A 13,498-nucleotide genomic window follows, 5' to 3' on the forward strand; every position below is an offset into this window, starting at 1 on the left:
ACCGTCGAATCAGCTAAGATAACCAGCTTCTAAGACGTTGGGGCTTGCTTTGCGTACAACCAGCTTCTGCTTTTACGCTCGAACGCTCCCCATGAGATTTAACCTGCCCAAAACCCCGGCTGTCCACGTTAAGGGCAAAGCCTTCCGTCTGGCCGACGTCGACCCCGACGCTACCAAGCCCTTCACCCGGAAACACCTCGACAAAGAAGCCGCCCAGCCGCGCCTGCAGGCCCTGCGCCGGCGACTCAGTGAGTTACAAGAGCTCCTCTACGCGGAGCACCAGCGCAGCCTGCTCATCGTGTTTCAAGCCATGGATACGGGGGGCAAAGACGGAGCCATGGAAAATCTGTTTACGGGCGTGAACCCGGCCGGCGTGCAGGTGGCCACGTTCAAGGCGCCGTCGACCGAGGAGCTGAACCACGATTTCCTTTGGCGCATTCACGCCCAAACGCCCAAGCGGGGCCACATTGGCGTGTTCAACCGCTCGCACTATGAAGACGTGCTCATCACCCGGGTGCACGGCCTGATTGACGAAAAGACCTGCAAGCAGCGCTACGAGGATATCAATAATTTTGAAGCTCTCCTGACCCACAACGGCACGCGCATCCTCAAGTTCTTCCTGCACATTTCCAAGGAAGAGCAAGCCCAGCGCTTGCAGGCCCGCCTCGACGATCCCGCGAAAAACTGGAAGTTCGACCCCAACGACCTAAAGGAGCGCGCCCGCTGGGACGACTACCAGCAGGCCTACGAAGACGCCGTGCGCCACTGCTCGCCCAACCACGCCCCGTGGTTCGTAGTGCCCGCCAACCATAAGTGGGCCCGCGATTTGGCCCTCACGGAGATTGTCGTGGCCGCCCTGGAGGAGATGGACCCCCAGCCCCCGAAGGTTGCTTTCGACGTGACGAAACAGGTGATTGAGTAGGAGCTGCCGTTTGTAATAACCCAATGCGAACCGCCATCTAAATACCCGTGCCCGAGGCTTAAGCGGCCACTGCCTTAGCTGTTACAGAGCGCACGAGCGCCTGGATACGAGTGACCGGGTAAGGGCTTCCCTTCGTTGCCTGAATCGAATCGGTGTCAGCAGAAATAGACGCAGTAGTCGCCGGAAGTCCTGGAATGCAGCACCACCCGATTCTTACTGAAATCACGATAACACCATAAGCCTACGTAAATTACTACACGTAGGCCGTTTCCTTGCGCTCGCCAATCTGCTGGCGCCACATGGCATAGTAGAGGCCTTTTTGGGCTAGTAGCTCGTCGTGGTGGCCCTGCTCGGCAATGTGGCCGCGTTCGAGCACGAAGATGCGGTCGGCGTGGAGGATGGTGCTGAGCCGGTGAGCGATGAGGATGGTCATGTGCTGGCGCGAGCCCGAGAGCTTGCGCACCGTCTTGCCGATTTCTTCCTCGGTGAGCGAGTCGAGCGCCGAGGTGGCCTCGTCGAACACCAGGAGCGTGGGCTTGCGGAGCAGGGCGCGCGCGATGCTGAGGCGCTGCTTTTCGCCGCCCGACACTTTTACACCGCCTTCGCCAATCACCGTGTCGAGGCCGAGGGGAGCGCGGGCGAGCAGGGTGTCGGCCGCGGCCTGGCGTAGGGCGAGCAGACATTCGTCGTCGGTGGCGTTGGGAGCCACGAAGCGGAGGTTTTCGCGAATGGTGCCCGCGAACAGCTGGGTGTCCTGGGTTACGAAGCCAATCTGCTCCCGCAGCTCATCCAGGTCGATTTCCGAGCCGGGAATACCGTTGTAGAGAATCTGGCCCGCCAAGGGCGTGTAGAGGCCCACCAGCAGCTTCACCAGGGTGGTTTTGCCCGAGCCCGAGGGGCCGACGAAGGCAATGGTTTCGCCGAGCTGGGTGCTGAAGCTGATGTTGGACAGCGCCGGCGCATTCGCCGTGAGGTGCTTAAAGCTCACCTGCTCGAACGCCAGGTTTTCGATGTGGGCGACCGACTTGGGCTGGGAGGGCTTCACGTCCTTGGGAGTATCGAGAATGTGCTGAAAGTTGCCCAGCGAGATCTCGGTTTCGCGGTAAATACCGATGATGGCGCCCAGCTCCTGGAGCGGCCCAAAGATGGAGAACGAGTAAATGAAGAACGAGAAAAATTCGCCCAGGCTGATGTGGTTCTGCACCCGCAGGTACAGCAGGAGCAGGATGATGGTATTGCGCAACAGATTCACGAAGGTCCCCTGCACGAAGGAAAGCGAGCGCAGGTAGCGAACCTTGCGCAGCTCCAGCTTGAGGATTTTGCTGGTGATGCCGTTCAGTCGCTGGGTTTCCTGCTGGGCCAGGCCCAGGCTCTTGATGAGCTCGATGTTGCGCAGGCTTTCGGTGGTGGAACCGGCCAGGGCCGTGGTTTCGCCCACGATGGTCCGCTGGATGGTTTTGATGCGCTTGCTCAGCGCAAAGCTCAGGATGCCCAGCAGCGGGATGGTGAGGAAGTAGCCCGCCGCGATGGGCCAGTACACGGTGATGGCGTACCACATCACGAAGATGATGCCCACCAGGGCCGTGAACAGCACGTTTACGAAGCTTTGAATGAGCTTCTCCACGTCGACCCGCACCTTCTGAAGCTTGCCGAGGGTCTCGCCCGAGCGTTGGTCTTCGAATACTTGGTAGGGCAGCTCCAGCGAATGGCGCAGGCCATCGGAGTACATTTTGGCGCCCAGCCGCTGGGTGATGACGTTGACGTAGTAGTCCTGGAAGTTCTTGGCAATGCGCGACACCATAGCCACGCCCAGCATCATGGCCAGCAGCGGCATGGCCTCGCGGAAGAACGGCCAGAACGGCACCAGGCGCAACCCACTGATGCTACCGTTCTTGGGCACGAAGTGGTCGACCAACTGGCGGAAAAGGTAGGGGTCGAGCAGCGAGAAAATCTGGTTGATGGCTGCCAGCACCAAAGCCAGGGCCAGCAAGCCCCAGTAGTTGCGTAAGTAGCTGTAGAGAATCTTCATGAAGCAAAGGGAAAGCTTGAGTCACGGCCCAGCTTGACTAGCAACCCCATGGGCTGCTATTGGTTCGGTGGCCTTGGTAGACGCTCGCGGGTCGACTATACTTTACCCGGAGCCCAGTCCGCTGAGGCGGTGACGCCCGGCCCGGCTGCGTTAAGCAGCTGTTGCGCTCCGCTCCAGGCAGTTGAGCCGTCGTGGCGCGTTGGCGTACGGCTAGGCCCCGGGCGCGGGTCTGGAGTTAGCGTCGCTTCCTTGGCCAGCGCAGTAGTACCACGACGGCCAGCAGCCCGAGCAAGACCAGGGCCGGTACGCCCTTCGCCAGACCACCCGGGATTTTGGTGGCGTGCAGCACCGCGGCACCGATCATGATAACGATAAGGCCCAGCGCGGCCGGGCGCACGGTGCGCGGAATCAGCAAACCAATGCCGCCCAGCAGCTCGGCGCCGCCAATGAAGTAGGCAAACCAGCCCGGGAATCCCAGGTTGCTAAACATTTTCACGGTGTCGGGCCCGTGGCTCAGCTTACTGAAGCCGGACATGATGAAGGCCGCAGCGAGCAGGGCTTGCAGAATCCAGGCAATGATGTTGCGGGCGGAAGGGTTCATGGTAGTGTTAGTAGGTGAGTAGAGAAGAAAGAAATGAGAAACCGCGAAAGTAGGGGAGAGGCCCTAATAAGTAGGACCAGTAAAGGCCACCAGCCGCTGCGGCTGCTTTCAATGCCTCGAAATTGGGCGCCAGCAAGGACCTCCCCTGGACTTTGTTTGGAATAAGGCTAGCTCAGTCATTTTGATAAGCCAGAAACAAGCCTGCTAGTGAATTGATGTTAAGCTATTAGTAATCAAGTAGAATTAAGAAATTAAACCTACTTACGTTTAATTTCAAGGTGCACAAACCGCCCGTTGCCCGCCGGTAAACATTGAGCGTCGGGCGGGTACTGCCTCAGCCCGACGATGCGGATGGCTGGCCCAGGCAATATTATTTATGTGCTCCCTCGAGACGCTACGCTTCGCGGCGGCCTGCTGCGTGAGCTACCGAGAGTTCTTCGCCAGCGGCGATGTCGAGGGTGGGGCCTACCAGTGCCGGGTCACCCTCGCCGACCCCAATGGCTGGCCCTGGCGACCCGGCGGCCCCTCTGCCCCTCCGCCGCTGTCGATAGAGGAGCCTATTGCGCCGGCCGAACTCGGATTATGCCTCTTCTATCCTACACCTACTCAGATGTGTGGGCTTTCCAAAGTGCTCTATAAAAAAGATCTGAACCCTTAGAATGCGCCAAAAAACGCGATTTTTGCAGTTGTTTGAGGTGCCCCAGGCCTAATTGTTGCTTAAGTTGCGGCCGATGCTACGTCCTCTCTATTTCCTAGTGTTCCTTGCCCTCGGCGCTACTCAACTTTCGGCCTGTGCCCAGGCTCCGGAGAAGCAGGCGCCCATAACCGTTGCGCCACCCCCGGCTCAGCGGCTGCCCTGGTTGCAGGGACTGCTCGACAGCTCGGCCATCCTGCGTCAGCACCAAGTAGGGCTGAGCTTGGCCGATGCTGCTACCGGCGAAGAGTTGTTTGGCTACCAGGAGGCTAAATACTTCACCCCGGCCAGCACCATGAAGCTGTTCAGCTTCTACGCCGGCCTGCACCTGCTCGGCGACTCGCTGCCCAGCTTGCGCTACTTTAGCCGCCACGACACCCTCTTTTTCCAGGGCACCGGCGACCCCACGCTGCTGCACGGCGACGTACCCAGCCGCCGGGCCTATCATTTTCTGCTGAACCGGCCCGAGAAAAAGCTGGCCTACTGTGCCATTGCCTGCGTGCCCGCCTTCGGCCCCAGCTGGAACTGGGACGACTACGGCTATTACTTCCAGCCCGAGCGGGGGGCGTTTCCGATTTATGGGCATACCGTCCGTTTTTATGCTTCCGCGCCGCTGCCCGCGCGGGCCGGTGGGGTGGCCGCCGCACGTCCGGCGCTGCCCGCCATGCCCCGGGTGCGCGTGTTGCCGCGCTTCTTTGCGCCTTTGGTCAGCCCGGCCCCGCCCAACCTGCTCACCCCCGGCCTCGACGAGGACGTTCACGTGCTGCGCGCACCGCTCGAAAACCGTTTCTACGTGCTCCCTGCCACTAAAAAGTGGGTTGATGAGACGCCCTTCCGCACCAGCAGCGGGCTGATGCTGCGGCTATTGGGCGACACCCTGCGCCGGGCTACCACCGGCGCCGAGTGGCGCCCGCGCCCCGGCCTTGATTCCATCCGCACCCTGTACGGCCTGCGGGTAGATTCGCTCTACCGCCGCATGCTGCGGGTGAGCGACAACTTCCTGGCCGAGCAACTGCTGCTGATGTGCTCCACTAAGATTGGCAACCACGACTCGCTGAGTACCGGGCGCGTAATTCGATACGTCCGCAAAAACTTCCTCCCCGGCCTGCCCGACCCTGTTTTCTGGGTTGATGGCTCGGGGCTCTCGCGCCTCAACCTGATCACGCCCCGCACGCTTACTGCGCTGTTGCTCAAGCTGCATCAGGAAGTGCCGGAGCGCCGCCTGCTCAGCCTGCTGGCGGCCGGTGGCCGCCAGGGTACCCTGCGTAAGCGCTACCACGACGCGGCCGGCCCGTGGGTATGGGGCAAAACCGGCACGCTGAGCAATAATCTCAACGTGTGCGGATACCTGCGCACAAAAAGCGGCCGGCTGGTAGCGTTCAGCTTCATGAACAACAACCACGTGGTCGACAGCTACCCCATGCGCAACGAAGTAGAGCGGGTACTGCGGCAGGTGCGGGACCGGCTGTGAGGCTCCGCCAATCTGGCCTTGTCCACCAATGGAAGAAGAGGATTTACATCTACTGCACCACTTCCGCGCCGAGGGCGTTGAGTAGGTAATAGTGGGCGATTACGCCGTTATTGCCCACGGTTTTCCCGGCACTAGCGGCGACCCGGATCTGCTGGGGCGCCCCAGTTCTGCCAATGCCCGGCGCGTGATGCGGTTCCTGAAACGCTTCGTCCGCACGCCGGGCCGTAGCCCTCAGCTAAAGAAATCCAGCAGACTATTAAAAAAGCCGCGCTTTTCCGAGGATGAATTCTTTTTATTATTTGCCCCTGGGGCGGGCAACTGCTCCAGCACCGCGTCGAAGCCGGCGTGCTGAAAAGATTTTTGCAGCTGTTGTTCAAAGCCCGCCAAGGTCTCGGGTAGCTGCTTAGCGTCGGTGATGTGTACGGCCCGCTGCTCGTAAAATTGGCTGGGGACGAAGGCCGATGAGTTGTGCCGCCATGCCTGCCACAGTGCCTCTGCGGTGGGGGTGCCATACAGCGGCTGCAAATTACCCGTGAGCAACCAGCGCAGGCGGCCGAAGTCGGTATTATCGGCGCGGCATTCTTTTTTCAATGCCTCCAGGGCGCGTTCCCGGGTAGTCTCATTAAACGACGGGTGCCTGACCAGATGCAACAAGTCAAATAAGTCCTTGAAGCGCGGGCGAACCAGGGTCTGGTGTAGCTTCCAGGCAACTTGCAGGGCCAGCGGTGGGGTGTGGGGCAGGTAAAAGGCCTCCCCCTGCAGGGGCTGATAAATCAGGGGCTCACTGGGAAGCTCAAGGGGTAGGTTGAACGAGATGTCCAGGGTGAAGTTCTCGAAGTGCTCGCCGTCGACCCAGCACTCCAAATCGGTGTTGATGGTGGGGAAGTCGTCGGCCATCGCGTAGTCGATCATGCGCCAAAACGCGTTCTTCTGAAAGCTTTGAAACACCACCCCGTCGTCCTGCGCAAGCTCTGTCACGCGGGTGGCCCAGTCGTCGAACACGGTTTTGGCCTCGGCCGGGCTCCCGATGCGCCCCGTGTATACCCAGTCCAAATCTTGGGGAGTCCGGTCGGTGGGCTGCGCAAAGTATTGGCGGGTCACGTAGCTGCCTTTCAGCATAAAAGGAAAGTCCAGGGCCGCGGCGCGGCGAATAAATGCTTCGTAAGCACGCATTTCAAGTTCGGAGTAGGTCATGGGCGCAGAAGTTTATTGGGGTAGCCAGCCCGCGTCCAGAGTCGTGTTGCTATCGTAAACGCAGCACTCCGACTCCTGCTTGAGCAGCGGCCACTGAGGGTGTAAAGCGGCAGTCAGGGCGGCTACCCGCGCCTGAAAGATAGCCGCATCGCCAAATTCCCGCAGCGTAACGAAGCGCGTAGTGCCGTTGTGCTTCAGGGCATTCACCGACAAGTGCGCCCGGTGCTCGGCACAGAGGGCTAGCAGTACTTCTACCTGTTGGTAAGGCACCTTGCCGTGCCATTCAAAATAGGGCCGGAACGCCGCGCCACCACCCGGAGTGGCCAGGTGGGCGTAACTCGCTGGCGTTTCAATTTTCACGCGAACCGCCGACAAGTGCTGACGCTCCAGGTAGTCGGCCGCGGCCGCCGCCGCGGCCAGTGCCGCATCGAGGTTGGACTGGTGGACTACCTTGCTGAGCATGGGCTGGGTAGTGGAACTGCCCTGAGCCAGCTCAATAAGCAAGGGCTTAGCCGCCAAGTAGTCGCAGGCTTGCACAAAGCTGGCGAGTTGGTCAGCCGACAGTTCACGGGTAGTCAGATGAATCTCAAACGGATACATCATCGGGTTATGAGCCAGCTGCTGCTCGCTGTTAGCCATGAGCTTTTGTCTTGTGGGTAATGTAGGGAAAGCCCTAGAGTACGATTAGTTCCGGAGGTTTCTACAAACAGTATACTTGCAAAAATAAAAAAGTGCTAATAATTAGCAATTTAGTAAAAACAACGAAGCGTTACTGGCGGCTATTGGGCTAACGGCGGGCTACTGGCAGCCGTGTTAAGGCAACGCAGTTGCCGTGACTGCCAGCCCCAGGAACGGATGCAGTCTCCAGACTGCCGTAAACAGACCGGCCTAAACCAACCGCAACACTGGCAACACCGCCTCCAAACCCGCATAAAACGAAGCCGAGGAGTATAGATAATCTTCGTCGCGATAACAGATACCCGCTCGCACGGGGTTGGCATGGGTATAGGCTAGCCGTTGTCGCACCATTTCCGGGGTGCGCAGTTCCACGCCATGGCTCCGCTGCTGCCAGAGCTGAAAGTGCTGGTTGCTTGGGTTGCGCTCCCCCTCCTGTCTTAGGAGCCACAGGAGCCAGCCGCGGCGGCTTTCAGTGGGCGCGTTAGTAATTTCGTTGAACAGCTTGGTGGCGGTAAACTTCTTGAAATCCCGCACAATGTTCGACAGTTCGTGACCATCGGCCGCACGGGCAATGAGGTGCAGATGGTTAGTCATCAAGCAATAAGCAAATAACTCCAGGCCTTTCTTCTGCTGGCAGTACCGCAGGCTGTCTATGATGATGTCTTTGTACTGAGGCCTGGTGAAGATGTCAACCCAGCCCACGACGGTAAAGGTGAGGAAGTACAGCGCCTGCTGGTCGCGGATTGGGTAACCCATAATTTATGAGGTTCCTGCTGGAAAGAATAAACAAACTGCTAACGCCAGACGTCTGACGCCTGGCGGCAGTCTTAGTCGCGTAGCGACGCGACTGCCAGCCCTGAGAACGAGGGCAGTCTCCAGACTGCCGCCCTAGATCCGCAGCTTGCACGTTAGCGTGCTGCTTGCCCTACGGCAGTCTGGAGACTGCCCCCGTTCTTGGGGCTGGCAGTCACGGCAACTGCGTTGCCTTAAGACTGCAGCCAGAAAACGCCAGAAAAGTACTAAATATATTAGTACAGGACCCGGAACTTGATGGTGTGCTCGACTTCGCGCAGGGCCTGGATGACTTCCTGGTCGTATTCCTGGTTGATGTCGGTAATCACGTAGCCGATGAGCTCGTTGGTTTTCAGGTACTGACCCAGGATGTTGACGTGGTGCGCGGCCAGCACGTTGTTGATCCGGGCCAGCACGCCCGGCACGTTGGCGTGGATGTGGATGAGGCGGTGAGCCTGCTGCACGGGCAGCTGAATGTTGGGGAAGTTGACCGACTGCTGGGTGTTGCCGGTGTTTACGTACTGGATGATGCGTTCGGGCACGAACTCGGCAATGTTGCGCTGGGCCTCGGCGGTGCTGCCGCCGATATGGGGCGTGAGCAGCACGTTGGGCAGGCCCCGCAGCTCGTTTTCGAAGCTTTCGTGGTTGGTTTTAGGCTCGTAGGGAAACACGTCGACGGCGGCGCCGCCGAGGTGGCCCGAGCGCAGGGCGGCGGCCAGGGCCGGCACGTCCACCACGTGGCCCCGGGCGTTGTTGAGGAACAGGGCGCCGGGCTTCATCAGCGCAAATTCCTGCTCGCCGATGAAGCGCTCGTTTTCGGGGCGTCCGTCGATGTGCAGGGTCACGACGTCGGCCTGGGTGAGCAGCTCTTCCAGCGTACGGCACTTCACGGCGTTGCCGAGCTGGAGCTTTTCGGCGATGTCGAAGTACACCACCTTCATGCCCACCGCTTCGGCCACCACCGAAAGCTGCGCCCCGATATTGCCGTAGCCCACGATGCCCAGCGTTTTGCCGCGAATCTCGAACGAGCCCTGGGCCGACTTGTCCCACTCGCCCCGGTGCATTCGGGCGTTCTTTTCGGGAATGAGGCGGGCCAGCACGATGATTTCGCCCAGGGCCAGCTCGACCACTGAGCGGGTGTTGGAAAAGGGCGCGTTGAACACTGCCACGCCGCGTTCCATGGCCGCGTCCAGGTTAATTTGGTTGGTGCCGATGCAAAAGGCGCCGATGGAAATCAGCCGGTTGGCCGCGTCGAGCACGCGCTTGGTAACCTGGGTTTTGGATCGGATGCCGAGAATACTCACCCCTTCAATGCGCTGGATGAGCTCCTCCTCGTCGAGGCCGCCGGGCACGGTTTCCACCTGGTAGCCTTCTGCGCTGAACAGTTCCTGGGCGCGGGCATCCGGGTTTTCGAGGAGGAGGACTTTGATGCGGTTTTTGGGGTAGGAAAGAGTCATGGGAAGCTTTAGCTGGTACAAAAACTCGTCGAAGCTGGGCAGCACTTCGTCGGCGCGGGCCACCACGGTGGGGCGGGCCACGTTCTCGGTATACGCGTAGAAGCGGTGGGCCAGGCCGGCTTCGCGGATTTGGTAGTCGGTGTAGCCGTCGCCGAGCACGTACACGGGCCCGTCCAGGTCGAGCAGCACGAGCTGGCGGATTTTGCCGCCGTCGCGACTCAGCACGTTTTGCGGGTCGCAGCCGGTAATGCGGCCGGCGGCGTCAAAGGTGAAGGTGTTGGCCAGCACGTGGTCGGCCGTAATGCCGAATTCGGCCACTACGGGTTCGATGAACTCGCGGAAGCCGCTGCTCACCACGTAAATCCTATCGGCGAAGCGGCGGAAGAAGTCGCCGTTGCGCCGGATACTCTCGCTCACTTTGGTTCGCAGGCGGGCTACCAGCGGCGCCAGGTGCTTTTCGGTGGCACCGAGCAGGGCCAGCCGTTTCGCCAAGGACTCCTGAAAGCCAATTTCGCCCGCCATGCCCTGGTCGGTCAGCGCCCGAATTTGAGCTACCACGGCGGCCTGGTCGGGGTGGCCTTGCAGGGCAATGTCAGCCAGCTCATCGAGGCCCTCCACCTGGGTGAAGGTAGAGTCAAAGTCGAAAACGAGGTAGGGTAGGGGAGCAGCAGTTGGATTCATTGGCGCAAAGATGAGGTCAATAAGCCAGTGTAGCAGTTGTAGTGACACTCAGCCTTGACGTTTCGGCACAATAGAATATGGCCACGGGAGTTATGCTCACCTCTGGATTTATCAGCGCTACAATGAGAACTCTTTTTACGCTAGGCTTGGTAGCGCTAGGCTGCGGAGTAGCCATGATAATGGCTTTCATTACTTTTTGGGGTCTGTATCCGCTTCCAGCTAGGGGGCCACAGGTAACTGTTAACCGAATCCGGCAAGTGCAGTTGAGGATGACCCCTGCGCAAGTAGTAGCCCTCCTGGGTCGACCCTATCTGATTGACTCCTACCAAGGAAACGACGCGCATAGTATGGCGAACTCCGCTGATTTCGACGCGACCCAGAAGAGTGTTATAGCGGCGGATACGACCAGCATAGCTGATCTTTTTCTTCGGGCGGCCCTCGATACCGTTCCGCACGTGTGTGACGCCAACGATGAGCGTAAGCACTATCGAAGAACCAAGTTTACGTACACCCTTGAGGGAGGCTTCATGAGGACCTATCCGATGCTTTGGGTGTACTTCGATGAGCAAGCGCGGGTGAATAACGTCTATGCGAAAGAATACGCAGGTGATGACTTTTGCATCTATTCATTGTCCGACAATAGTAGCCAAAGGATGTACAACGAAGAGGCGATGAACCGGCTGTTTGATCGTCGTGAGGAATGAAAATAAAGGTGTTTACTTGGTTTGAAACGAGTTTGGTGGAGCGTATTGAATTCCGGGCGGGGCAAAACCTCCCCTGACCCAATACACCTACAGGAAGTAACGAGGCTGGGTCACTTCCTAGCATGGTCATAGCCAACGTCCACCCCGGCCGTTACGTTAGCTTACGCATGACGAAAGCCATTTTTATTGTCGCCGCCGAGCCCTACAGCGGCAAATCACTGGTGGCGCTGGGGCTGGTGAACATGCTGCTGGGCCAGGCCCGCAAGGTGGGCTACTTCAAGCCCATCATCGACTACGACCCCGCGCAACAGCCCGACCCGCACATCGAAGCGGTGGTGAGCTACTTCCGGCTGCCGCTGGCCGATGCGCCCACCCACGCCTACACGCGCCCCGAGGCCCTGCGGCTGCTCGAAGCCGACGCCCAGGGCGAACTGATTGATACCGTCATCCGCAAGTTCAAGCAGTGGGAAGACCACTACGACTTTACGGTGGTGGAGGGCAGCGACTTTCTCGGGCCGGGCACCGCCTTTGAGTTCGACGCCAACTTGTCGATGGCCAAGAACCTGGGCGTGCCGGTGGTGCTGGTGGTGTCCGGCGAGGGCAAGAGCACGGCCCTGCTGGTGAGCACGGTCCTCACGCTGCTGCGCAACTTCGAGGGCCGCGAGGTGCCGGTGCTGCTGGTGGTGGCCAACCGCGTGGCTCCCGGGCAGGCCGACGACGTCCGGGCACTATTGCGTAGCCAGCTGCCGGCTGAGGTACTGCTGGCCGTCATCCCCGAAGACCCCCACCTGCTGCACCCCACCATGCGGGAAATTCAGGCCGGGTTGGGCGGCAAGCTCCTCTTTGGCGAGGCCGGCCTGGGTGGGCAGGTCGACAACTACATCATCGGGGCCATGCAGGTGCCCCAATTCCTGAACTACCTCAAAGAAAACGTGCTGATTGTGACACCCGGCGACCGGGGCGACATCATTGTATGCGCCTTGCAGGCTAATCAGTCGGCCAGCTACCCGCGCGTGGCGGGCCTGGTGCTCACGGCCGGCACCGAGCCCGAAGCGCCCGTGATGCGCCTGCTCGAAGGCCTGCCGAGCGTGGTGCCCATCCTGGCCGTGCCCACGGGAACCTTCGAAACCACTACCCGCGTCAGCGCCATTAAGTCGCGCATCACGGCCGATAACCCCAAGAAAATTCAGTTGGCCATCAGCACCTTCGAGCGGTACGTCGACGTGCGGGCCCTGGAAGAAAAGCTGGTCAGCTTCCAACCCGAAGGCATTACGCCGCACATGTTCCAGTACCGGCTGCTGCAGTGGGCCAAGCGCTCGCGGCGCCACATCGTGCTGCCGGAGGGCAACGACGACCGTATTCTGCGGGCCGCCGCGCAGCTGCTCCACCAGGACGTGGTCGACCTGACCATTCTGGGTGACCCTGGCGAGGTGGCAGCCTCGACCAAACGGCTGGGCCTAAACCTGCCCGCCGGCCACGTACGCATCATCGACCCGGTGAATTCCGCTTATTATGCCGACTACGTGGAGACGTTTTACGAGCTGCGCAAGGACAAGGGCGTGAACCACGACATGGCCCGTGACCTGCTGCGCGACGTGTCGTACTTCGGCTCGATGATGGTGTACAAGGGCCACGCCGACGGCATGGTGTCGGGGGCAGTGCATACCACGCAGCACACCATCCGGCCGGCGCTGCAGTTCATCAAAACCAAGCCGGGCGTGTCGGTGGTGTCATCGGTGTTTTTCATGTGCCTGCCCGACCGGGTGGCCGTGTTCGGCGACTGCGCCGTGAATCCTAACCCCACCGCCGAGCAGTTGGCCGAAATCGCCATTTCGTCGGCCGAGAGCAGCGCGGCGTTTGGCATTGAGCCGCGAGTGGCCCTGCTGTCGTATTCGTCGGGCACGTCCGGCGCGGGGGCCGACGTGGAAAAGGTGCGCCGTGCCACCGAGCTGGTGCGGCAGTTGCGCCCCGACCTGAAAGTAGACGGACCCATTCAATACGATGCCGCCGTCGACCCGCTGGTGGGCCGGCAGAAGCTGCCCGGCTCAGAAGTGGCCGGCCAGGCGAGTGTTCTCATCTTCCCCGACCTCAACACCGGGAACAACACCTATAAAGCCGTGCAGCGCGAAACCGGCGCGCTGGCCATTGGCCCGGTACTGCAAGGGCTGAACAAACCGGTGAATGACTTGAGCCGGGGCTGCACCGTGGATGATGTGTTTAATACAGTGGTGATTACCGCCATTCAGAGCCAGCAAGCCCAGCACCAATAAGAGGT

General features: G+C 60.2%; 11 protein-coding genes. 5 read left to right on the forward strand and 6 right to left on the reverse strand.

Translation table 11 applies throughout. From position 1 onward, the window contains the following. Positions 1–91 precede the first annotated feature (91 nt). Positions 92–922 (forward strand): polyphosphate kinase 2 family protein, encoded by an 831-nt coding sequence (locus IC235_RS16365; RefSeq protein WP_191006273.1) that lies wholly within the window; start codon positions 92–94, stop codon positions 920–922. A 253-nt stretch (positions 923–1,175) separates the two neighbouring features. Here IC235_RS16365 and IC235_RS16370 read toward each other — a convergent pair whose 3' ends face one another. Together IC235_RS16370 and IC235_RS16375 are read right to left on the reverse strand one after the other, a co-directional pair. Next, entirely contained in the window at positions 1,176–2,951 is a 1,776-nt protein-coding gene (locus IC235_RS16370; protein WP_191006274.1) for an ABC transporter ATP-binding protein, read from the reverse strand. A 235-nt stretch (positions 2,952–3,186) separates the two neighbouring features. After that, positions 3,187–3,552 carry a DoxX family protein gene (locus tag IC235_RS16375; protein WP_191006275.1) on the reverse strand — a complete coding sequence of 122 codons (366 nt, stop codon included), beginning with the start codon at positions 3,550–3,552 and terminating at the stop codon, positions 3,187–3,189. Between the two features lie 376 nt (positions 3,553–3,928). On the opposite strand from IC235_RS16375, the gene IC235_RS16380 reads away from it, so the two are divergent. Continuing rightward, on the forward strand, positions 3,929–4,210 hold the full coding sequence (locus IC235_RS16380) for a hypothetical protein (RefSeq protein WP_191006276.1): 282 nt from the start codon (positions 3,929–3,931) through the stop codon (positions 4,208–4,210). 73 nt (positions 4,211–4,283) lie between these two features. Beyond that, entirely contained in the window at positions 4,284–5,717 is a 1,434-nt protein-coding gene (locus IC235_RS16385; protein WP_191006277.1) for a D-alanyl-D-alanine carboxypeptidase/D-alanyl-D-alanine-endopeptidase, read from the forward strand. 231 nt (positions 5,718–5,948) lie between these two features. On the opposite strand, the gene IC235_RS16390 is transcribed toward IC235_RS16385, so the two are convergent. The 4 genes from IC235_RS16390 to serA all read right to left on the reverse strand — a co-directional run bounded on the left by IC235_RS16390 (position 5,949) and on the right by serA (position 10,519). Then, complete coding sequence (locus tag IC235_RS16390) at positions 5,949–6,911, reverse strand: nucleotidyl transferase AbiEii/AbiGii toxin family protein (RefSeq protein WP_191006278.1); 963 nt, start codon at positions 6,909–6,911, stop codon at positions 5,949–5,951. 12 nt (positions 6,912–6,923) lie between these two features. Continuing rightward, positions 6,924–7,550, reverse strand: coding sequence for a hypothetical protein (locus IC235_RS16395; protein WP_191006279.1), 627 nt, complete (start codon positions 7,548–7,550; stop codon positions 6,924–6,926). A 249-nt stretch (positions 7,551–7,799) separates the two neighbouring features. Next, a complete protein-coding gene (locus IC235_RS16400; protein ID WP_191006280.1) occupies positions 7,800–8,345 on the reverse strand; it encodes an REP-associated tyrosine transposase in 546 nt (181 codons plus the stop codon). Positions 8,346–8,617: 272 nt separating this feature from the next. Beyond that, positions 8,618–10,519 (reverse strand): phosphoglycerate dehydrogenase, encoded by a 1,902-nt coding sequence (gene serA / locus IC235_RS16405; RefSeq protein ID WP_191006281.1) that lies wholly within the window; start codon positions 10,517–10,519, stop codon positions 8,618–8,620. Between the two features lie 347 nt (positions 10,520–10,866). Here serA and IC235_RS16410 point away from each other — a divergent pair, with 347 nt between their 5' ends. Further along, positions 10,867–11,223 carry a hypothetical protein gene (locus tag IC235_RS16410; protein ID WP_191006282.1) on the forward strand — a complete coding sequence of 119 codons (357 nt, stop codon included), beginning with the start codon at positions 10,867–10,869 and terminating at the stop codon, positions 11,221–11,223. Between the two features lie 167 nt (positions 11,224–11,390). Beyond that, complete coding sequence (pta, locus tag IC235_RS16415) at positions 11,391–13,493, forward strand: phosphate acetyltransferase (protein WP_191006283.1); 2,103 nt, start codon at positions 11,391–11,393, stop codon at positions 13,491–13,493. Positions 13,494–13,498: the final 5 nt, after the last annotated feature.

Source organism: Hymenobacter montanus, from assembly GCF_014699115.1.
In the GTDB taxonomy this organism is placed as follows: domain Bacteria; phylum Bacteroidota; class Bacteroidia; order Cytophagales; family Hymenobacteraceae; genus Hymenobacter; species Hymenobacter montanus.